Origin of the sequence: Buchnera aphidicola (Symydobius americanus), assembly GCF_964059135.1 — a bacterium.
In the GTDB taxonomy this organism is placed as follows: Bacteria; Pseudomonadota; Gammaproteobacteria; order Enterobacterales; family Enterobacteriaceae; genus Buchnera_L; species Buchnera_L aphidicola_AJ.
The window spans coordinates 1-23,130 of record NZ_OZ060393.1 but is presented as its reverse complement, the minus strand read 5'-3'; the positions used below and the strand labels follow the sequence as shown (position 1 = coordinate 23,130).

Sequence of the window (23,130 nt, the reverse complement as noted above, 5' to 3'; positions counted from 1 at the left end):
TGAATAAACACATTCTATTTAAAAAAAATAATTTTACATTTTTTAAAAAAATCATAATCAAATTTTTAAAAATATTTTTATAATTAATACATTAAAATAAAATTATTAAAAAATAATAAAATATAAAAATAATATTAAATATGAATAAAGATAACAACTTGCACTGAATAATATATTTTATACAAATGAAAAATCTTTTAAATTATACCTATATATATAAATAATAAATATTAAAAAATATATTTAATTTTCTATAGCACATTTTAATTTTTTCATGGCATTTTTTTCTAATTGACGAACTCGCTCAGCTGAAATACCATAATTATTAGCTATCTCTTGTAAAGTAATTTTATTACGATATCTCAACCAACGAGCATGAATAATATATCGACTACGCGAATCTAATTCTAACATGGCATTATTCAATTTACTATTGGAATATTTTTGCCAATTCTCTTTTTCTATTGTATAAGAAAAATCTGATTTTGAATCATTTAAATATGAAATTATATTATTAGTATTAAAGCTTTGATTATGTATGCCTGTAGCTGGATAAATAGTAACATCTTGTACAGATAATCGTTTTTCCATATCTTGAACATCTTGAATGCTAACACCAAGTTGATTTGCAACCAATTTAACTTCATTTGAACTAAACCAGCCTAATCTTTTTTTATTTTTTCTTAAATTAAAAAATAATTTTCTTTGTGATTTTGTTGTTGCAATTTTGACAATTCGCCAATTTTTCAATACATATTCATGAATCTCAGATTTAATCCAATGCACAGCAAATGAAACTACTCTTACATTAACATTAGGATTAAATCTACGAACTGCTTTCATAAGACCAATATTTCCTTCTTGAATTAAATCTGCTTGAGATAATCCATAACCAGAATATTTTTTTGCAATATATACTACAAATCTTAAATGAGATAGGATAATAGTCTGTGCTGCTTTTAAATCACCATTATAATATAACTTCTCAGTTAAAATACGCTCTTGATCAGCTGACAACATATCTAATTTATTAACAGTACGAATATAAGAATTTAAATCTCTTAAAGGAATGGCATGTAATGTTTGAATCTTATTAAGCATATTCACTTTCCATATTAATAAATGATCATATAATACTTATAATTTTCAATATCTTAAAAATTTTTAAAATATAAAACAATAAATAGTCATTAATTTAAAATATAAGTATTTATAATAAAACATAAAAACTTTTAAAATCAATGTATACATACCCATTTAAATATTATTTTTTTTTAATATTCCTTTAATAAATTTTCGAGAATTAAACACTATTAAATCATTTACAGTTTCTCCTGAACCAATATATTTAATTGGAATAGGAAATTCATTTAATATAGAAAATATTACTCCACCTTTTGCCGTACCATCTAATTTAGTTAATACAATACCAGTTAACTTGACTGATTGATTAAAAATCTTTGTTTGCTGAAAAGAATTTTGTCCATTACATGCATCCAATATTAGTAATATTTCATCTGGTTCGGAAAAGTTTTTTTTTTTAATAACACGAACAATTTTTTTTAACTCTTCCATCAGATTTTTTTTATTATGTAATCTTCCTGAAGTATCAATAATTAATATTTCAATTTTATTAGATTGCGCAAAATTAATAGAATTAAATACTACAGAAGCTGGATCTGATCCAAATGATTGCGAAATAACTGGTATAGAAATTTTATTCCCAAAAAAATTTAACTGATCAACAGCAGCTGCTCTAAAAGTATCTGCAGCAGATAATGCAACAGATTTTCCTAAATTTTTATAGAAATACGCTAATTTCCCTATTGTAGTTGTTTTTCCAACACCATTTACACCAATAACTAATATAATATATAATTTATTATTATTAATAATTGATTTATTTTGAATTAAATGATCATGTTTATTTAAAATAGAAAGCATAATATATCTTAAATGATCATATAAATTATCTTCATTTTTCAAAATACCTGATTTATTTTGTTGAATTAAATAATCAATAATAATTTTTGTAGTATGTACCCCAAAATCGGATATTAACAATTGTTCTTCTAATTTTTCAAAAAAAATATGATTAATACTATCTGTTTTAAAAAAATTTTTAATTTGGAATGACAAAGCATCCCTAGTGCGTTTAAATCCAAGTTGTATATTTTTAAAAATATTCATTGTTCCTAAAAAAAATAATTGTTCATAATTAAACAAGATTTATTAACTTGATTTACATTAATCATTAGATGTTTTGTATTTTGAAATAAATTGTGATTTCATAAATTATAAAAATCAATAAAATCTTTACTACTATGAAAAATAAATATCAAAACGGAAAAATCTATATTATTGCAGGATATTTAAAGGGAAGAATAATAAATACATTTAATCATAAAAGATTACGACCAACCACTAACAGAATGAAAGAAACAATATTTAATTGGATATCCCAAAAAATTCATAATGCATATTGTTTAGATTGTTTTTCTGGGAGTGGTGCTTTAGGTATTGAATCTATCTCCCGATATGCTAAATTTGCAACATTATTAGAAATAGACCAAAAAATATATAATAACTTATACAATAATATAAAACAATTAAACATTAAGAATATTAATATTATTCGAACAAATACACTAACATGGTTAAAAATTAATAAAAAAAAATATGATATTATTTTTTTAGATCCTCCATTTAAAGAAAATACATTACAAAAAACTATTTTTTTATTAGAAAAAACACATTGCATAAAAAAATCAGGATATATATATATAGAAAATTTAATATCTAACAAAAATATTAAAATACCCAATAACTGGAAATTATGGAAAAAAAAATATACCAGTAAAATAAGTTATGCAATATATCAAGAAAGTACACAATAAAAAAAATATTTTTTATAAAACGTTAAAGTATGAATAATAATATAAATTAAAATATTTTTTAATATATTTTTGAGGAAAATATGAATAAAAATATCACAATATTAAATCGTCTAAAAAAAATTATTCCTAATCATATTAAACCAAAATTTTACAATGATTATGAATTATTAAAATGGCACGAACAACAAAGTAAATTACTTTCTCGGATAATTAAAAAGAATAACCAAATAATCAAACATCAATCTATTATAGAAAAATCTGGCATTCAAAAACTGTATACCAATTGTTCGTTCAAAAATTATTATATCGAACATGAGGGTCATCGAAAAGTATTAGAATCTGCCAAAAAATATGCAAAGGAATTTGATAAACATGAAGATAGTTTTATTTTTTCCGGAAAACCCGGAACAGGTAAAAATCACCTGGCTTGCGCAATAAGTAATTATTTAATATCATATGGAAAAAATGTATTAATTTTAACAATATCTGACCTGATGTCCAACTTAAAAGATACTTTTAATAATCATCAATATCATCTAACTGAAAAAAAAATATTAAATAAATTAAATCAAATGGATTTACTAATTCTAGATGAAATCGGAATTCAAATAGCATCAAGATATGAAAAAAATATTATCAATCAAATCATAGATAGAAGAGCTGCATCTAAAAAATCTACCGGTATGATATCTAATTTGGATTATAATCAAATGGAAAAATTACTCGGAGAAAGAGTAATGGATAGAATGTGTATCGGTAATAGTTTATGGTTAAATTTTGGCTGGAAAAGTTATCGAAGAAAAATTAAGTAAGAGTAATAAATAGTTAATAATTAATAAATAATAAATAATAAATATATTTAAAAAAAATTATCTATTAATTCTTGAATGATATTTTTCTGTACGAATATCCACCTTAATGATATCTCCCTCTTGTATAAAGAGTGGAACCTTTAATATTGCACCAGTGGTTACTTGACAAAATTTAGTATTCTTTACATTAGAAATTACATCTGAAGAAACTTCTGGAGTAACATTAATCACTTTAAGTTCAACAAAATTATTAATAATTATTCCAATTGGCTTATCATTCCATAAAGTAACTAAATAATTATGTTGTTCTATCAACCATTTCATTTTATCTTGGATAATAAATTTTTCTACTAAAATTTGATCAAACGTTTGTTCATTCATAAAATACAAAAATTTACTATCATGATAAAGATAAAGTAAATTAATATCAATAATATCAGCATGTTTTAAACAATCAGTAGAACGAAAAGTTTTTTCAATTAGTTGTTTATTTAATAAATTTCTTAACTTAACTCGAGAAAATGATTGTCCTTTTCCTGGTTTAACAAACTGAACAGATTCAATACAATAAGGAAAATTTTCAAAAATTACTTTTAAACCAGATTTAAAATGATTAGTATAATACAATATCATAAATTTATAAGTAAAATAAATATGTTTTAAAATGAAATATTTAATAAAATAAAAATATTATATATTTACTATTATATAAGAAAATTTTTGGAATTAATATGTATTTAAAAATCTAATAATCACCCTAAATAATTTTCTTTATATTATAAAGGGTAATTATTAATATATTCTAAAATGTATAAAAAAAATTACATCATTCCACCCATACCACCACCCATACCTGGAGTAGGTGAAGGAAGATCATTTTTATCTTCTTTAGCTAAATCTGTTACCATACATTCTGTAGTAATCATTAAACCAGCAACAGAAGCTGCATATTGTAAAGCAGAACGAGTTACTTTAGTAGGGTCTAAAATACCAAAATCAATCATATCTCCATATTGATCAGTTGCAGCATTATATCCATAATTCCCCGTTCCATCTTTGACATTATTAGTAACTACTGAAGGTTCTTCTCCAGAGTTAGAAACTATTTGACGAAGCGGAGCTTCCATTGCGCGTAATGCAACTCTAATACCAACATTCTGATCTTCATTTTGACCTAAAATATTAGAAATTTTACCAGCAACCCGAACTAATGCAACACCTCCCCCTGCAACTACACCTTCTTCAACTGCAGCACGAGTTGCATGTAAAGCATCTTCAACACGAGCTTTCTTTTCTTTCATTTCTACTTCAGTAGCGGCTCCTACTTTTAATACTGCTACGCCACCGGAAAGTTTTGCTAAACGTTCATTAAGTTTTTCTTTATCGTAATCAGAAGTAGCATCTTGCGATTGTTGGCGAATATGATTTACTCTATTTCTAATAGCTACCTTATCACCACAACCGTCAATAATAGTTGTTGTATCCTTTGTAATAACCACACGTTTTGCTTGACCTAAATCTTCTAAAGTAGATTTTTCTAATTCCATTGCTAATTCTTCAGAAATTACTGTCCCATTAGTCAATACCGCAATATCTTCCAACATCTCTTTTCTACGATCCCCAAAACCAGGAGCTTTTACAGCAGCTACTTTGACAATTCCTCGCATAGAATTTACAACTAAGGTAGCTAATGCCTCTCCTTCTAAGTCTTCAGAGATAATTAACAATGGTTTACTAGATTTTGCAACTGATTCTAATAGAGGAAGTAATTCACGAATATTAGAAATTTTTTTATCTGCCATTAAAATATAAGGATTATCTAATTCAACTACTCCGGTCTCAGATTTATTGATAAAATAAGGTGATAAATAACCACGATCAAACTGCATACCTTTTACAACTTCTAATTCATCTTGTAATCCTGTACCTTCTTCTACTGTAATAACACCGTCATTTCCTACTTTTTCCATAGCATCAGCAATTAACATACCAACATTTTCGTCAGCATTAGCAGAAATAGTACCTACTTGAGTAATTGCTTTAGAATCAGAACACGGAACAGACATATTTTTTAGTTCTTGAACAGCTTTGATTACTGCTTTATCAATCCCACGTTTTAAATCCATAGGATTCATTCCAGCAGCAACTGCTTTTAATCCTTCGTTTACAATAGATTGTGCTAATAAAGTAGCAGTAGTTGTTCCATCACCAGCAGCATCATTTGCTTTCGATGCTACTTCTTTAACCATTTGTGCTCCCATATTTTCAAATTTATCTTCTAATTCAATTTCTCTAGCTACTGAAACACCATCTTTTGTAATACTTGGAGCGCCAAATGACTTATCTAAAATAACATTTCTTCCCTTTGGACCTAGGGTTACTTTTACAGCATCTGCTAATACATTTACACCCCGAAGCATTTTTACACGTGCCTCATTACCAAACTTTACATCTTTAGCTGCCATATATCATATTTTCCTTGTATATTCTGAATGGATTTATAAAGAGTATACTATTTTTCAACAATTGCTAAAATATCGCTTTCAGTTAAAATTAATACATCTTCATTATCAATTTTTTCAGTTTTAGCACCATAACCTTCATTAAAAATGACAATATCACCAACTTTAACATCTAGAGGTTTTAACTGACCATTATCTAAAATACGGCCATTACCTACTGCAATAATTTTTCCGCGAGTAGATTTTCCTGCAGCAGATCCAGTCAGAAAAATACCACCGGCTGATTTTGATTCCACTTCCTGTTTTTTAACAATAACTCGATCATGCAATGGACGAATCTTCATTACATTATACTCCTTAATTGATTACCTCAAATTAATTATATTTAAAATATATTTAAATTTAAAAATTTTATTGAAAAAAACGTTACGTGATTATATTCATATATGTGGATCGATCGATATATTTTCAAGAGTACCAAAAAATTAAATTAATACAATATTTTATATATATCACTAAAATTAAATTAAAACATTACAAAATAAAACTATTGACATTTATTAACATTTAATGCTTTAATTTATACTATAGTTTAATTTGCCCGAATAGCTCAGTTGGTAGAGCAAGGGACTGAAAATCCCTGTGTCGGTGGTTCAATTCCACCTTCGGGCATATTAATTTTAAAAAACTATTATCATCTACTTACCAATACAAAAAGTAGAAAATATAGAATTCAAAATTTGATTAGAAGTTACTTTTCCTGTAATTTCTCCTAAAATATTCTGAATAGATTTTAAATCTTCTGCTAATAATTCTACGTTTCTTTCAATCATCCATATCTTTTTAATATTTTTAATTTTTTTTTGTACGCGTGATAAAATATCTATATGTCGACGACGCGCTAAAAAAATTTCTCCTGGAATAACATTTTTTCCAAGCGCTTGCTTTTTTAAATGATTTTTTAAAATTTCAATTCCAGATCCTGTTTTTGCAGAAAGATAAATGCATGAATAGCCAAAATTACTTTTTTTTATATACGATTTTTTTTTGGAAAGATCTGATTTATTAAATAAAATAGTAATTCGTTGATTTAGAATAAATTTTTTTATAAAATCAGAAATATATTTTTTCTTTTTAAATTTTTCTGATGTATCATCAATAACTAAAAGAATATGATCAGATAATTTAATTTGTTCGATAGTTTTTTTTATACCTAAAATTTCTATAATATTATCTGTGGATCGTAAACCAGCAGTATCACTAATATGAAATGTTATTCCATCAATTTGAAAACTTTCATTTAAAATATCGCGAGTTGTTCCTTCAATATCTGTTACAATTGCAGCATTATCTAATAATAATGCGTTAAATATACTTGATTTTCCTGAATTAGGTTTTCCAACTAGAGAAACTTTTACTCCTTCTTGTAACAAAAATCCAGAATTGGAAATTTTATTAATATCAATTAGTTTCAAAAAAATATTATTAATATCTTGAGTAATTTTATGATCAAGAATACGAGTATCATCTTCAGGAAAATTAATTGAAGCTTCCACTAAAACTCTAATTTTATTAACTTGCAATATTAAACTATTAATCTCCTTCGAAAAAAAACCCTGCAGAGATCTTAATGAAGATTTTACAGCTGCTTCAGAATTCGCATGAATTAGATCCATAATAGATTCAGCTTGAATTAAATCTATTTTATTATTTAAAAAAGAACGTTCAGAAAATTCACCAGGATTTGCTAAACGAATACCATGAATAGAAAGAATAGTTTTAATTAATAAATCTAAAATCGTTGGATTACCATGACAATGCAATTCAAGAACATCCTCTCCTGTACAAGAATTTGGTTTTGGAAACCATAAAGCAATTCCTGAATCAATAACAGCACCCAGATTATCTATAAATTTTGAATAATATGCATATCTAGGAATCGGAATTTTACCTAATACTTTATAAGCAACTCTTTTAGAATGAATACCAGATATTTTTAATATACCTACACCGGATCGTCCATATGGTGTACAAGGAGCCACTATAGTATCATAAAACATAAATTTTTTATTAATATCAACATTGTATTATTAAAATAACATATTTTATAAAAGTCATCATTTTAAAATTGTATTATTTTTCTTATTTTTTTTTATATTCTGAAATTCTTTATAAATAATAATTTGTTGTATAATAGTTACAATATTACCCACAAGATAATATAATACTAGTCCTGATGGAAACCATAAAAAAATAAAAGATAGAAAAATAGGTACAAGATTCATGATATTTTGTGTTCTACTATCATTTTTAACTAAATCTGGAGGGGAAGTTTTTTGAATATAAAAAGTAGTAATTCCCATAATAATAGGAAGAATATAAAATGGATCACGATCAGACAAATCATAAATCCAAAATAAAAAAGGAGAATGGCGTAATTCGATAGAATTTACTAACATAGAATATAACGATAAAAAAATTGGCATTTGAATTAGTACTGGTAAAAAACCTCCTAATGGATGAATATTTTCATCTTTATATAATTTTAAAACAAATTGATTTAATCTAACCGTATCATTTTTAAACTTTTCTTTTAAAGTATTAATTTGAGGTTGTAAAGATTTTATCTTAGCTATTGTAAGATATTGAAATTTAGTTAAAGGATACATTAAAAATCGCATAATAAATGTAATAATAATAATAGAAATACCCCAATTTCCAGTTATATTATGTAATATATTTAAAAATAAAAAACATGGTCTAGATAAAAACCATAAAAATCCATAATCTATTGATAAACCCAGCGAAGAATTAATTAATGACATTTTGTGTTGAATTTTTGGACCAGCCCATAATATACTTCTTAAAATCTTTTTCTGGCCAGAAAAAATACTAATATCTAACGTATGATATTCAATTACTACTTGATTATCATGTAAATAATATGCATGCATCATATTCTGATTTTTAGGATTCATAATCCAGGAAATAATAAAATACTTTTGAGATGATCCAATCCAACCATCATGAGAAAAAATTTTTATATTTCGACCACGATAAATATCATCAAATGAAAATTTATTATACTTATTATTATCCGAATAATAAGATATATTACTTAAATGATTAGTATTTGAAGATATATGAAAAATATTTTTTTTCTTTTGAATTAAAAATTTTTCTTGAATTTTTCCAAATAAATTTAAATTTACTGAAAATATATTTAAATTATGTATGTAATATTCAATCTGTATATCATATGATCCTCTTTTAAAAATAAAATTTTTAATGTATTGTACACCATTTTTTGATACGAATTCTACTGGAACACGTAATATTTTTTGATCATTTGCTAATTTATAATGTTTAAAATTAATTGCATAATTTTTATCTATGAATTTTAGAGATTCATTGCTTAATAAACCTTCTTGGATTTTATAAATAGATGTTTTTTGTTTATTAAATAGTATAAATTTTTTAAATGAATTTAAATGTTCTTGATATTGAAGTAATTTAATTTCCTTAATATTACCATTAGATAAATTAATTATTACATTCATTACATCAGTCTTAACATGAACATTATTTATTTGACTATCATTTTTTAACGAAGATTCTATTAAATTATGAGAAACTTTTACTGATTTAAAATTAAAATTTTTTATTGAGATATTCCATTGTTTCCATGAAAAAATTATTAATAATAAACATAAAAAAATCAAAAAAATACGTTTTAAACACATAATTAATATTCTCATTTCTTTAAAACATTTTAAAATATTTTAATATTTTTAAAAAAAATACATAATTAAATCAATTATTAATAACAATGATTAATTTATTTAAAAAAAGAATTATTATATATAATAACGCATCCATAAATGTTTTAAAAGAATTTGTATTTTATTTTTTTGAAGTATCAACATATTTGGTTTAACTATGATAACAAAGTCAAAATACATTAAACGATATTGAATTAAGCGAAAACTCTCCCGAATTAATCTTTTAAATAAATTTCTTTGATGAGAATATTTTGAAACTTTTTTAGAAACTATTATACCTAATCTAGGATAATTTAATTGATTACTTCGATACAAAATAATAATTTCAGATATTTCATATTTTTTAGAACACTTAAAAACATTATTAAAATCATCAGAATTTAATAAACGCATTTTTTTTGAAAAAGATAACTTTCGCATGTATATATTTATCAAGACTTAGAAGATATAGTTAAACGTATGCGTGATTTATTTCGACGGCGAGATAAAATATATCGACCGTTTTTTGTTGACATACGAGATCGAAATCCATGTACTCTATTACGTTTTAAAATAGAAGGTTGAAAAGTTCTTTTCATTAATCTAGACCTAAATCAAGATATAAATATTAAAATAATAAATTATTATATTATACTTTATAATTTGAATTTAATAAATTATTTAAAGTATTATTTTTTAATCCAATTTAAAAAGGAAGATTAAAAATGCACTTTATTATAGAAAAAACAATACTTTTAAAACCACTGCAAAAATTAAATAGTTTATTATCAATTAATATTGAAAATCCAATCCTAAATAATATACTCTTAAAAGTACAATCGAAATATTTATTTTTGATTAGTACTAATTTAGAAATAGAATTAGTATCTAAAATACCATGTCAAAAAAACTATAAAAATGGAAGTATTACCGTACCCGGAAAAAGATTATTAAATATTATCCGAAGTTTTCCAAATGATGCTATGATTGAAATAAAAATACAAGGAAATTATATAAAAATTTTTTATCAAAATATCTTTTTTATAATTTCTATATCAGAAAGCAAAAATTTTCCAAAATTTAAAACAGAAGATAATATTATTGAAATTTTTGTATCTCAAAAAAAAATTAGAGATATTATTCATAATACACAATTCTCAATGGCAAAACAAGATGTTAGAAATTATTTAAATGGATTATATTTAGAAATCAAAAAAAATAAAATATCAGCAATTACTACAGATGGATATCGCATGTCTATATCTACTGTAAAAATCGAACAATCAATTCAAAATCATTCTATGATTATACCCCGAAAAACTATTACAGAATTAATTAAAATATTAAAAGAAACTGATGACACATTTAAAATGAAAGTCGGAAAAAAAATGTTACAAATTTATACAAAAGAATACATTATATCGAGTAAATTAATTGATCATGATTTTCCCGATTATAAAAGTATATTAATTGATAATTTCGATCAAACAATCATAATTAATCGTAATAAATTACAATCCGCATTAAATCGAGCTTACGTATTATCTAGTAATAAATCAAAAGGAGTAAAATTAACTTTTAACAATCAGATATGTACTGTTAGTTTTCATAATGAATATGAAGAAAAAATTCAAGAACGATTTAGAATTAATTATTCAAATAAAATAATAGAATTAACAATGAATATTCATTATATAATGGAAGTAATTAACGTAATTGAAGAAAATGATATTAAAATATTATTAAATCAATCAACAAATAGTATATATATAAAAAATATTAACGAATATTATTCGACTTATATAATTATGCCATTAATTATATAAATATATATTCTTATACTAAATATATATTAAAAAAAATAAAATATTTATTAAAATTTAATTAAATGAATTCATTAAATTAATATAAATAACGTATTTATATTGTATATTGTATTAAAAATAAAAAATTAGGAAAATAATTAATGTCAAATTCTTACAACTCATCTAATATAAAAATTTTGAAAGGATTAGATGCAGTTCGAAAACGACCAGGAATGTATATTGGAAACACGGATGATGGAAGCGGATTACATCATATGGTGTTTGAAGTTGTAGATAATTCGATCGATGAAGCATTAGCTGGTTATTGTAAAAATATAGAAGTAATTATTCATTCAGATAATTCTGTTTCAGTCCAAGATGATGGAAGAGGAATTCCTGTTGATATACATCAAGAAGAAAACATTTCAGCAGCAGAAGTTATTTTAACAATGTTACACGCAGGAGGAAAATTTGATAACAGTACATATAAAATATCAGGAGGATTACACGGAGTAGGTATTTCAGTGGTTAATGCATTATCAAATAAATTAAAACTCACTATATATAAACAAAAAAAAATTTATCAACAAGAATATTCAAATGGAAAACCAATTAATTCATTAAAAATAATTGGAGATACAAAAAAAAATGGAACTAAAATTCAATTTTGGCCAAGTCATAAAATTTTTACAAATATTATTTCTTTTAAATACGAAATAATTTCTCAAAGATTACAAGAATTATCTTTTTTAAATTCTAATGTAACTATGTCAATAAAAGATATCTCCAAAAATTTACACGCAACATATCATTATAAAGGTGGTATTAAAAGTTTCATTAAATTTATCAGTAAACAAAAAAAACCTATTCATAATCAAGTAATATATTTTAATACCATTAAAAAAAATATTTATATTGAAATTGCTATACAATGGAATGATTCTTTTGAAGAGAAAATATATTGTTTTACAAACAATATACCCCAAAAGGATGGAGGAACACACTTATCTGGTTTTAGAACAGGTATGACAAGAACTATAAATAATTATATTAATCGTGAAGGATATGTAAAAAATCAAAAAATTCATACAACAAGAGAAGATATTAAAGAAGGATTAGTAGCAATTATTTCAATAAAATTTCAAAATCCAAGATTTTCTTCTCAAACTAAAGAAAAATTAGTATCTTCCGAAATCAAATCAGTAATAGAATCAATTATTACAGAATATCTTTCAGAATTTCTTTTAGAAAATCCAGACGATTCAAAAATTATTATTAATAAAATCATTCATGCAGCAAAAGTTAGAGAAGCAGCAAAAAAAATTCGAGAAATTAGTAAAAAAAAAGGATTATTAGAATCGACAGGACTTCCAGGGAAACTTGCTGATTGCCAAGAAAAAAACCCACAATTTTCAGAAATTTATTTAGTAGAAGGAGATTCTGCTGGGGGATCTGCAAAACAGGGTCGCAATCGAAAAAATCAGGCAATTCTACCATTAAAAGGAAAAATACTTAATGTAGAAAAAGCAAAATTTGAAAAAATGATTTCTTCAAATGAAATTAGAACAATTATTACTGCGTTAGGATGTGGGGTCAGTAAATTAGAATATAATCCCGAAAAATTACGTTATCATAATATAATTATCATGACTGATGCTGATATTGACGGATCTCATATCCGGACATTACTTTTAACATTTTTTTATCGTTATATGCCAGAAATTATTGAAAAAGGACATGTTTATATAGCTCAACCTCCTTTATATAAAATTCAAATTGGAAAAAAAAGTATATATATTAAAAACCTGCAAGAAATGCATCAAGAACAAATTAAAATCGCTTTAGATAATTTAAAATCATATAACCTTAAACATAATGAAAAAAGTTTTAATTTCGAAAAATTAGAAAAAATTATATTAGAATATCAAATGATTCAAAATAATTTAAACCAAAATCAATATAATCTATCTAGCAGTATTTTATCTGCGTTAATTAATGAACCAATTTTAAAAAATCTAAATGATAAAAATCATGTAAAAAATTGGATAGAAAAATTTCTTATAAATCTAAATTATGAATCAAAATATATTAAATATTCCTATGATATAAAAGAAAACTTTGAAAAAAATATATTTGAACCAATAATATTAAAATTCAATCAGTTAAATTCAAAAAAAAATATATATTTTATCAATGAAAAATTAGTGCTTAGTAATGAATATCATAAAATTATTAAACTACAAGAAAAATGGAAAATATTAATAAATCAAAATAAATATATTAAAAAAGGAGAAAAAAAAATACCCATTAAAAATTTAAAAAAAATTATTAAATGGCTAATTGAAGAATCAAAAAAAAGAATTAAAATACAACGATATAAAGGATTAGGTGAAATGAACCCAAATCAACTTTGGGAAACTACTATGAATCCAAAAACAAGAAATATGTTACAAATTACTATTAAAGACGCAAGTTCTGCCAATAAATTATTTAATATTTTAATGGGAGATATAGTTGATCCCAGAAAAAACTTTATTGAGAAAAATGCGTTAAGAGTTGAAAATATTGATATTTAAAAAAAATTAATTATATTAAATAATATTATTAATTTTATAAAGTCGGCAGGATGATTGATAATATTAATTTACCTGCCGTATTTTAAATTTAACTATATTTTTTAACTATTTCTAAAACTTTTAATTTTGCATTAATTTCTAAAAGTGTTTTTTTTAATTTATATGATTTAGAATATTGTAAAAATTTTATTTTATTTCCTATAAAGATCTTTTCTTGGAGTAATTTTTTAAAGCATAAATTATCATGATTTATTACAATATCTGATAAAATGCTAATATGATCTGGTTGTACTTCTAAAATACCTCCAGAAATATAAAAATATTTAATTTTTTTATTATCTCGAAAAATACATAATGGACCGGGTTGAATAATAGTTAATAATGGAGAATGTCCAGAATAAATACCTAATTCTCCAGATATACTATTAATATGTATTTTCTTAATATAATCAGAAAAAAAATTATTATATGTATTTACTACATTTAAATAGCACTTCATATAATTAATAATATCCTTTTATTAATCATGAATATTTAAAATATATTACATATTTTTTGACTTTTTAATTACATCATCAATAGAACCAGCCATATAAAAGGATTGTTCAGATAAGTGATCAAACTCCCCTTCTATAATACCCCGAAAACCTCGAATACTTTCTTTTAAAGAAACATATTTTCCTGGCATACCAGTAAAAACTTCAGCAACAAAAAAAGGTTGAGATAAAAATTTTTGTATTTTTCTGGCTCTATAAACTAATAATTTATCATTTTCTGATAACTCATCCATACCAAGTATAGCAATTATATCTTTTAATTCCTGATATCTTTGAAGAATAGATTGCACTTTACGAGCAGTATTATAGTGTTCTTCTCCTACTAATTCAATGTCTAATTGACGACTAGTAGAATTTAAAGGATCAACAGCAGGATAAATTCCTAATTCAGCTATTTGTCTACTTAATGTTATAGTAGAATCTAAATGTGAAAAAGTAATTGCTGGTGCTGGGTCGGTTAAATCATCTGCAGGAACATATACAGCTTGTATAGAAGTAATTGAACCTCGTTTAGTGGAAGTAATTCGTTCCTGTAATATACTCATTTCTTCAGATAACGTAGGTTGATATCCTACTGCAGAAGGCATTCGACCAAGTAAAGCAGATACTTCTGTACCAGCTAAAGTATATCGATATATATTATCAATAAATAACAATACATCTTTTCCATCATCTCGAAATTTTTCTGCTATAGTTAATCCTGTAAAAGCTACTCGTAATCTATTGCCTGGGGGTTCATTCATTTGTCCATAAATTAAAGATACTTTATCCAAAACATTAGATGCTTTCATTTCATAATAAAAATCATTTCCCTCTCGGGTACGCTCTCCAACACCTGTGAATACAGAATATCCAGAATGTTCAATTGCAATATTGCGAATTAATTCCATCATATTAACTGTTTTTCCTACACCTGCTCCTCCAAATAATCCAACCTTTCCACCTTTCATAAATGGACAAATTAAATCAATTACTTTAATTCCGGTTTCTAAAACAATTTTCGAGTTAGATTGTTCTTCGTATGTTGGGGGAGAACGATGAATTTCCCAGTAATCAAGACTTTTTAAATTATTACCTGTAATTGGTCCTTTCATATCAATAGGCTCTCCTAATACATTTATAATACGACCTAATGTAGAAGTTCCCACTGGAATTTTAATGTAATGTTGAAGATCTTTTACCAATAATCCTCGCTTTAAACCATTTGAAGAACCCATTGCAATTGTTCGAACAATACCAGATCCTAATTGTTGCTGCACTTCAAGAATTAATGTTTTATTTTGATATTCCACTTGTAATGCATGATATATTTTTGGAACATGTTTTTGAGAAAATTCAACATCAACTACCGCACCAATAATTTGAATAATTTTCCCAAGAGTCATATAAATTCCCCATAATTCATTAATTTTCAGAAACAAGAGATGCCCCTGAAATAATTTCTGTAATTTCCTGTGTAATACTAAATTGACGCATTTTATTGTAAATTAATTGTAATTCTTTTAAAATATTATCACTATTATCAGACGCTGTTTTCATAGCAATCATACGAGATGTTTGTTCGCATAACATGTTTTCTAAAATAGAATGAAATATTTGAAATAAAATATATTTTTTTAATAAAATATCTAATGCAATTTTGGAATTAGGTTCATATAAATAATCCCAAAATTTATAAATTTTATTTTTTTTATGATCTAACACATCTTTTTTAAAAGGTAAAATTTGTGTTAAAACTGGTTTGAAAGAAACTCTATTATCATTTTTGTTACTAGCAATAAACAACTTATCAATTTTATTAGTTTGATATTGTTCTAATATTTCTTCAGTAGATTTAATTAAATCTGATTCATTTATATCATCTGTTAAATGAATTATATTAGAAAAATGAAATAAATTAATATGTTTAAAAAAAAATAACCCTTTCTGTCCAAAAACGTATAAACGACATTGAATTTTTTGAATAGAATATTTTAATATTATAGAATTAATCATCTTAAATAGATTAGAATTTAAACTACCGCATAATCCTTTATCTGAAGATATTACAATAATTCCAATAGTTTTGATTATTTTTTTTTTGATTAAAAAAATATGTTTATATTTCAATGGGCTTTCTAAAACATGAGAAATAACTTTTTCAATTACTTTGGAATATGAAAAGCTGGTTTCAATTTTTTTTTTAAATTTTTTCATTTTAGAAATTGCTACCATTTCCATAGTTTTTGTAATTTTTTTAGTATTAATTAAACTACTAATTTTATTTTTTATATTTTTTATATTGGTCATAATTTACCTATTTAGTAACTCTAATAAATTTTTACATTATTAATATTGACCAATATTAGATTTTTTAAACTTTTTAATAATTTTTTTAAATTGAAATTGCACATCTGGAGTATACAATCCATTTAAATTAATTAATTGAATTAACTTGGAATAATGACAATTAAAATAAGCTAATATTGATTCTTCAAAAAATACCATTTTTTCTAATTCAATATCATCAATAAATCCATATTCAACAGCAAAAAATAAAATCGATTGCTCAGCTACAGAAAGTGGATGATTTTGTTTTTGTTTCAAAAGTTCAGTAATTTTTTGTCCATGTTGTAATTGTTTTTTGGTATTTTCATCAAGATCAGAAGAAAATTGAGCAAATGAAGCCAGTTCTCGATATTGAGCAAGAGATGTTCTAATTGTTCCAGATAATTTTTTAATAATTTCAGTTTGAGCAGCACTTCCAACACGAGAAACCGAAATACCTGGATTAATTGCAGGTCTAATTCCAATATTGAATAGATTAGATTCTAAAAAAATTTGCCCATCAGTAATAGAAATTACATTTGTTGGTATGAATGCCGAAACATCACCTGATTGTGTTTCAATAATAGGAATTGCAGTTAATGATCCTGTTTGATTTTTAACCAATCCATTACTTCGTTTTTCAACACTTTTTTCGTTAATACGTGCAGATCTTTCTAATAATCTTGAATGTAAATAAAATATATCACCAGGAAACGCTTCTCTTCCGGGTGGTCTTTTTAATAATAATGAAATTTGTCGATAAGCAATTGCATGTTTTGATAAATCATCGTAAATTATCAAAGCATCTTTCCCTTGATCTCTAAAATATTCTCCTATTGCACATCCAGAATATGGAGCTAAATATTGCATAACAGGGGCTTCCGATGCAGAAGCAACTACTATAATAGTATATGATAATGCATTGTATTCTTCTAACTTTTTTACAACATTTAATATAGTAGATTGTTTTTGACCAATGGCAACATAGATACAAAAAACATTAGATTCTTTTTGATTGATAATGGTATCTATTGCTAGAGTTGTTTTTCCTGTTTGTCTGTCACCAATAATTAATTCTCTTTGACCTTTTCCGATTGGTGTCATAGCATCTATTGCTTTATAACCAGTATGTAAAGGTTCAGTAACAGATTTTCTTTCTATAACATTAGGAGCTTCTTGTTCAATAGGAAAAAATATATTACTTATAATTGATCCCCTACCATCAATGGGTTTTCCTAAAACATCAATAACTCTTCCTAACAAACTTAAACCTACAGGTATTTCTAAAATACGACCTGTAGAATATACTAACATTCCTTCAGTTAAATTAAGATACGAACCCATAACGACTGCACTAACAACATCTCTTTCCAAATTTAAAGCTAATGCATACTGATTGTCTGATATTAATAACATTTCTCCAAACATGACCTTTTTCATACCATAAATTTTTATAATTCCGTCATATATAGAGATAATTATTCCTTCACTATGAATGTTTTTTACTATATTAAATTTAGAAATACGTTGTTTAATTAATGAACTAATTTCAATAGAATTGAATTTCATGTTTTTATATATTCTCGGCTAATACAATAAAAAATTTGATAATTCTTTTAAATGATAATTTAAACAATCATTAATAATTAAATCATTTACATAAATAATTATTCCATCTAAAATCATAGGGTTTACTTGAAATTTCAAATAAATATTTTTATTAAATTTTTTTTCTAACATTTGATGAATTTGATATTTTTTTTTATTGTTAAAATTACATGCAGATATTAATTTAACATGTAAAATCTTTCGATATTTATCATATAATTTTAAAAAATGTAAGAAAATATCCTTTAAATAAAAAAATCTTTTATTTATAATTAATAAATTAATTAAATTTTTTTCATAAATATCCATTTTATCATGATATATAATGGAAAAAATTTCTAATAAAATATTAGGTGGGTAAATTTCGGAAAAAAAAATTTTAATTTCTTTTTGTATAGATATTTCTGAAAATAAATATAATGATTTCTTCCAATTCTCTAAAGAATTTTTTTCTATCGCAAATTCAAATATTGCTTCAGCATATGGTCGTGCTATAGTAATATTTTTTAACACTGATTTTATCCTCATACACAAAAGCTTATAAATTTATTTCTAATTTTTTAATTAAATCATCTAATTCATTATGATTTTGAATAGAACCTTGAATAATTTTTTTTGCAATTATTATAGATAATGAACTAATTTCTTGTATTAACTCAGATTGAATTTTTTCTTTTTTTAAATTAATTTCGGATTCTGCTTGTGAAAGAATTTTGTTTTTTTCACATTTTGCAGATAATTGCGCTTGTTCTAAAATGATTAATTTATTTTGATTTGCTTTTTCAATAATTGAAAGTGCTTTTTTTTTTGATTCATTTAGAATGTTATTGGCATGAATTTTAGATATTTCAATCTGTTTTTTAGAATTTTCTATATTTAATACTGCAAGATTAATTTCTTTTTTTCTATCTTCTATTACATTGATAATATTTGGCCAAATATATTTCATACAAAACCAAATAAATAATACAAATGAAATAGATTGACCAATGATAGTTGCATTTAAATCCATAAATGATTTATCCTTAAATTAATATGTATATTTTTAAAATATAAATTTTTATATTTACCCTGATAAAACAAAAATCATATATAATCCTAATCCAATAGCAATCATAGGAATAGCATCAATTAATCCCATAACGATAAAAAATTGTGTACGTAAAATAGAAACTAAATCAGGTTGGCGAGAAACTCCTTCAAGAAATTTACTACCTAACATGCTAATTCCAATTGAAGCACCAATTGCTGCCATACCCACCATTAAAGCGGCTGAAAAATATATCATATCTATATTTATGCTACTATCCATAATTATTTCCTTAAAGTTAAAAATTTTTTTAATTTAGTTATGTTTTTGGGATGCCATGGATAAATAAACAATCGTTAATACCATAAAAATAAAAGCCTGTAGAAATATAATTAAAATATGAAAAATTGCCCATGGAACGCTTAAAATCCATTGAGACCACCATGGTAATAAACCAGCAATTAAAATAAATACAATTTCTCCAGCATACATATTCCCAAATAATCTTAATGCTAATGAAATGGGTTTAGATAATAATGAAATAGATTCTAAAAAAAAATTAAATAATGAGAATATAATATGATTAAATGGATGCATAGTTAATTCTTTCAAAAAACCTATTAAACCTTTTTTCTTAAAATTATAAAAAATAATTAAAAAAAATATTACCATAGATATTGAAATAGTAATATTAATATCAGCTGATGGTACTATTCTAAAATATGGTAATCCTAAAAATTTTTTAAATAGGTATGGAAAAAAATCAATTGGAATTAAATCCATTGAATTCATTAAAAAAATCCATATAAAAACTGTTAATGATAATGGAGCAATTAATTTATCATATCCATGATACATTTCTTTTACATTTTTATTAACAAATTCAACAATTAACTCAATAGCTATTTGTAATTTATTTGGATTTTTAAGAGATAAAGATTGAGATACTTTATAAAAAAATATTAAAAATATACTTCCTAAAAAAAATGAGAATAATATTGAATCTAGATTAATAATCCAATAAGTATTCGGCATATAATTAAAGTTAATAAATTTTAAATTTCTGATATCTAATTGTAGATGATGTAAATGATGACTAATATATCTTTCAGATTCAATTATACTTTCTAAAAACATAATAAAAATCGCCTTTATAAATTGAAATACATAATATTTTTATGAAAAATTTTATGTTCAAAATTATTGAATTTTAAATAATTTAAAAATATAACAGTAATTTATAATTATATAACTAAAAATGTTTAAATATTTATAATTTATTATTCTTCAATTCTAAAAAATATTTTTTTTAATCTATTTAAAAAATAATAAACATATTATACTATATATTTAAATTTTAAAGGAATTTATTTTAATACAACATTTTATTAAATTAATTAAAAATTATTAATTTAAATAGATCTCTTTTTCAAATAAATTAATAAAATTGATATTGCTGCTGGCGTAATTCCAGAAATTTTAGATGCATGCCCAATAGAAATAGGTTGATATTTATTTAACTTATCAATGACCTCTAATGATAAACTTATAATATTATTATAATTAAACGGCTTTGGTAATATAATATTTTCATATTTTAATTGTTTTTCAATTTCTTTTTTTTGTTTTAAAATATAACCATTATATTTAATTTGAGTAATTACTTCTAATAATGCATTGTAATTAATTTTTTGTTCCTTAAATAAATTTAATATTTGAAATATTGATATATTAATTTCAGGACGCTTTAATAATTCTATTATGCTTGATTCTTTTTTAATTTTAATATTAAATTTTTTTTGTATTTTTAAACTTAAATCAGAATTTGGTATAACTGTATGATCTTTAATTTTAGATGTTATAAATTTTATTTCTTGATTTTTTTTTTGGTATACTTTCCACCTTAATTGATTAATTAATTTTAATTCATGTGCAATTTTTGTCAGTCTTAAATCAGCATTATTCTCTCTTAAATTTAATCTGTATTCTGCTCTTGCAGTAAACATACGATATGGTTCGGTTACTCCTTTAGTGCACAAATCATCAATTAAGACGCCTAAATACGCTTCATGCCGTTTAGGAAACCAACCTGAAGGATAAGTTCGGGATGTTCGAAGAACTGCATTTAAACCTGCTATTAAACCTTGTGCTGCAGCTTCTTCATATCCAGTCGTTCCGTTAATTTGTCCTGCAAAAAATAATCCTTTGATATACTTACTTTCTAATGTTGGTTTTAATCCTCTAGGGTCTACAAAATCATATTCTACAGCATATCCTGGACGTAAAATATTTGCATGTTCAAATCCTTTAATTGAAGAAATAATTTGTTTTTGAATTTTTATTGGTAAACTAGTAGAAATACCATTTGGATATGCTTCAATACAAGATCTTCCTTCAGGTTCAATAAAAATTTGATGAGATTTTCTTGTTGGAAATTTAACAATTTTATCTTCAATTGAAGGACAATATCTAGGTCCAATACCTTGAATCAAGTTTTGGTATATAGGACTTTTATGGAGATTATTTTTAATTATTTCATGTGTTTTTTCATTTGTATGAGTAATAAAGCAAGATATTTGTTCTGAAAATTTAGAATTAGTTGGAATAAAAGAAAAATTCGGTTTTGGTATTTGTCCTTTCTGTTCAACTAAATTATTAAAATTAATTGTTCTAATATCAATTCTAGGAGGAGTACCTGTTTTTAATCTATTAATTTTAAAAGATAATTTCTTTAATTTTTCAGCTAATTTAATTGATGTATGGTCTCCTATTCTTCCTCCCTGATAACTATTTAATCCTATATATATTTTTCCTCCTAAAAAAGTACCAGTAGTTAAAATTACAGATGATGCATAAAAATTATTATTTTTTTTTGTTATAATTCCTAAAACTTTTTTATCTCTTATAATTAAATCTTCTACCTCTTCTTCTATAATATTTAAATATGTTTGATTTATTAAAGTTTTTTTTATAAATTTGCTATATAAATCACGATCAATTTGTACTCTTGTTGATTGTACAGCAATTCCTTTAGTAGAATTTAATGTTCGAAATTGTATTCCAGAGTAATCAGCAGCAATTGCCATGACTCCTCCTAATGCATCAATTTCTTTAACTAAATGACTTTTTCCAATTCCACCAATTGCTGGGTTACATGAAAGACATCCTAAAGTTTTAATTGACTTAGTAACTAATAAAGTATCTTTTTTCATTCTAGCAGAAGCTAATGCTGCTTCTGTCCCAGCATGACCCCCTCCGACAACAATTGTTTGAAAAAATAAATTATGATTAGACATTTTCTCTTATATATATTTT

General features: G+C 24.0%; 22 protein-coding genes and 1 tRNA gene. 5 read left to right on the top strand and 18 right to left on the bottom strand.

The features are described 5' to 3' along the window. Positions 1-243: 243 nt before the first annotated feature. Together rpoH and ftsY are read right to left on the bottom strand one after the other, a co-directional pair. Positions 244-1,101, bottom strand: coding sequence for an RNA polymerase sigma factor RpoH (rpoH, locus tag AB4W55_RS00115; RefSeq protein WP_367672512.1), 858 nt, complete (start codon positions 1,099-1,101; stop codon positions 244-246). 156 nt (positions 1,102-1,257) lie between these two features. Then, on the bottom strand, positions 1,258-2,226 hold the full coding sequence (ftsY, locus tag AB4W55_RS00110; protein WP_367672511.1) for a signal recognition particle-docking protein FtsY: 969 nt from the start codon (positions 2,224-2,226) through the stop codon (positions 1,258-1,260). Between the two features lie 98 nt (positions 2,227-2,324). On the opposite strand from ftsY, the gene rsmD reads away from it, so the two are divergent. After that, entirely contained in the window at positions 2,325-2,897 is a 573-nt protein-coding gene (gene rsmD / locus AB4W55_RS00105; protein ID WP_367672510.1) for a 16S rRNA (guanine(966)-N(2))-methyltransferase RsmD, read from the top strand. An 80-nt stretch (positions 2,898-2,977) separates the two neighbouring features. Then, the gene (locus AB4W55_RS00100) at positions 2,978-3,709 is read left to right on the top strand and encodes an ATP-binding protein (protein WP_367672508.1); all 732 of its coding nucleotides are present in this window, start codon (positions 2,978-2,980) and stop codon (positions 3,707-3,709) included. Positions 3,710-3,766: 57 nt separating this feature from the next. Here AB4W55_RS00100 and efp read toward each other — a convergent pair whose 3' ends face one another. The 3 genes from efp to AB4W55_RS00085 form a co-directional block, all read right to left on the bottom strand. After that, positions 3,767-4,342, bottom strand: a complete 576-nt coding sequence (gene efp / locus AB4W55_RS00095; protein ID WP_367672507.1) for an elongation factor P — start codon at positions 4,340-4,342, stop codon at positions 3,767-3,769. A gap of 188 nt (positions 4,343-4,530) precedes the next feature. After that, positions 4,531-6,174, bottom strand: coding sequence for a chaperonin GroEL (groL, locus tag AB4W55_RS00090; RefSeq protein WP_367672505.1), 1,644 nt, complete (start codon positions 6,172-6,174; stop codon positions 4,531-4,533). Between the two features lie 47 nt (positions 6,175-6,221). Continuing rightward, entirely contained in the window at positions 6,222-6,515 is a 294-nt protein-coding gene (locus AB4W55_RS00085) for a co-chaperone GroES (protein WP_367672504.1), read from the bottom strand. 255 nt (positions 6,516-6,770) lie between these two features. Here AB4W55_RS00085 and AB4W55_RS00080 point away from each other — a divergent pair. Further along, positions 6,771-6,843, top strand: a tRNA-Phe gene (locus tag AB4W55_RS00080). 26 nt (positions 6,844-6,869) lie between these two features. On the opposite strand, the gene mnmE is transcribed toward AB4W55_RS00080, so the two are convergent. The 4 genes from mnmE to rpmH all read right to left on the bottom strand — a co-directional run bounded on the left by mnmE (position 6,870) and on the right by rpmH (position 10,531). Continuing rightward, a complete protein-coding gene (mnmE, locus tag AB4W55_RS00075) occupies positions 6,870-8,231 on the bottom strand; it encodes a tRNA uridine-5-carboxymethylaminomethyl(34) synthesis GTPase MnmE (RefSeq protein WP_367672503.1) in 1,362 nt (453 codons plus the stop codon). 57 nt (positions 8,232-8,288) lie between these two features. Then, complete coding sequence (yidC, locus tag AB4W55_RS00070) at positions 8,289-9,914, bottom strand: membrane protein insertase YidC (RefSeq protein ID WP_367672502.1); 1,626 nt, start codon at positions 9,912-9,914, stop codon at positions 8,289-8,291. Positions 9,915-10,028: 114 nt separating this feature from the next. After that, complete coding sequence (rnpA, locus tag AB4W55_RS00065) at positions 10,029-10,373, bottom strand: ribonuclease P protein component (RefSeq protein WP_367672501.1); 345 nt, start codon at positions 10,371-10,373, stop codon at positions 10,029-10,031. Between the two features lie 11 nt (positions 10,374-10,384). After that, positions 10,385-10,531, bottom strand: coding sequence for a 50S ribosomal protein L34 (rpmH, locus tag AB4W55_RS00060; RefSeq protein WP_367672499.1), 147 nt, complete (start codon positions 10,529-10,531; stop codon positions 10,385-10,387). A 126-nt stretch (positions 10,532-10,657) separates the two neighbouring features. Here rpmH and dnaN point away from each other — a divergent pair, with 126 nt between their 5' ends. Both dnaN and gyrB read left to right on the top strand, forming a co-directional pair. Next, the gene (gene dnaN, locus AB4W55_RS00055) at positions 10,658-11,758 is read left to right on the top strand and encodes a DNA polymerase III subunit beta (RefSeq protein WP_367672498.1); all 1,101 of its coding nucleotides are present in this window, start codon (positions 10,658-10,660) and stop codon (positions 11,756-11,758) included. A gap of 140 nt (positions 11,759-11,898) precedes the next feature. Further along, the gene (gene gyrB / locus AB4W55_RS00050) at positions 11,899-14,313 is read left to right on the top strand and encodes a DNA topoisomerase (ATP-hydrolyzing) subunit B (protein WP_367672496.1); all 2,415 of its coding nucleotides are present in this window, start codon (positions 11,899-11,901) and stop codon (positions 14,311-14,313) included. 88 nt (positions 14,314-14,401) lie between these two features. Here gyrB and atpC read toward each other — a convergent pair whose 3' ends face one another. From atpC to mnmG, 9 genes are all read right to left on the bottom strand, one after another. Then, positions 14,402-14,812 (bottom strand): ATP synthase F1 subunit epsilon, encoded by a 411-nt coding sequence (gene atpC, locus AB4W55_RS00045; RefSeq protein WP_367672495.1) that lies wholly within the window; start codon positions 14,810-14,812, stop codon positions 14,402-14,404. Positions 14,813-14,857: 45 nt separating this feature from the next. Beyond that, positions 14,858-16,255: a F0F1 ATP synthase subunit beta gene (atpD, locus tag AB4W55_RS00040; RefSeq protein ID WP_367672494.1), complete on the bottom strand. Its 1,398-nt coding sequence runs from the start codon at positions 16,253-16,255 to the stop codon at positions 14,858-14,860. Between the two features lie 19 nt (positions 16,256-16,274). Continuing rightward, positions 16,275-17,159: an ATP synthase F1 subunit gamma gene (atpG, locus tag AB4W55_RS00035; protein WP_367672493.1), complete on the bottom strand. Its 885-nt coding sequence runs from the start codon at positions 17,157-17,159 to the stop codon at positions 16,275-16,277. Positions 17,160-17,198: 39 nt separating this feature from the next. Next, the gene (gene atpA / locus AB4W55_RS00030) at positions 17,199-18,746 is read right to left on the bottom strand and encodes a F0F1 ATP synthase subunit alpha (RefSeq protein WP_367672491.1); all 1,548 of its coding nucleotides are present in this window, start codon (positions 18,744-18,746) and stop codon (positions 17,199-17,201) included. 18 nt (positions 18,747-18,764) lie between these two features. Beyond that, on the bottom strand, positions 18,765-19,298 hold the full coding sequence (locus AB4W55_RS00025; protein WP_367672490.1) for a F0F1 ATP synthase subunit delta: 534 nt from the start codon (positions 19,296-19,298) through the stop codon (positions 18,765-18,767). 25 nt (positions 19,299-19,323) lie between these two features. Next, complete coding sequence (atpF, locus tag AB4W55_RS00020; protein WP_367672489.1) at positions 19,324-19,797, bottom strand: F0F1 ATP synthase subunit B; 474 nt, start codon at positions 19,795-19,797, stop codon at positions 19,324-19,326. 54 nt (positions 19,798-19,851) lie between these two features. Continuing rightward, positions 19,852-20,097, bottom strand: coding sequence for a F0F1 ATP synthase subunit C (atpE, locus tag AB4W55_RS00015; protein WP_367672487.1), 246 nt, complete (start codon positions 20,095-20,097; stop codon positions 19,852-19,854). Positions 20,098-20,130: 33 nt separating this feature from the next. Then, a complete protein-coding gene (gene atpB / locus AB4W55_RS00010; protein ID WP_367672486.1) occupies positions 20,131-20,952 on the bottom strand; it encodes a F0F1 ATP synthase subunit A in 822 nt (273 codons plus the stop codon). Positions 20,953-21,227: 275 nt separating this feature from the next. Further along, a complete protein-coding gene (mnmG, locus tag AB4W55_RS00005; RefSeq protein WP_367672484.1) occupies positions 21,228-23,111 on the bottom strand; it encodes a tRNA uridine-5-carboxymethylaminomethyl(34) synthesis enzyme MnmG in 1,884 nt (627 codons plus the stop codon). Positions 23,112-23,130 lie beyond the last annotated feature (19 nt).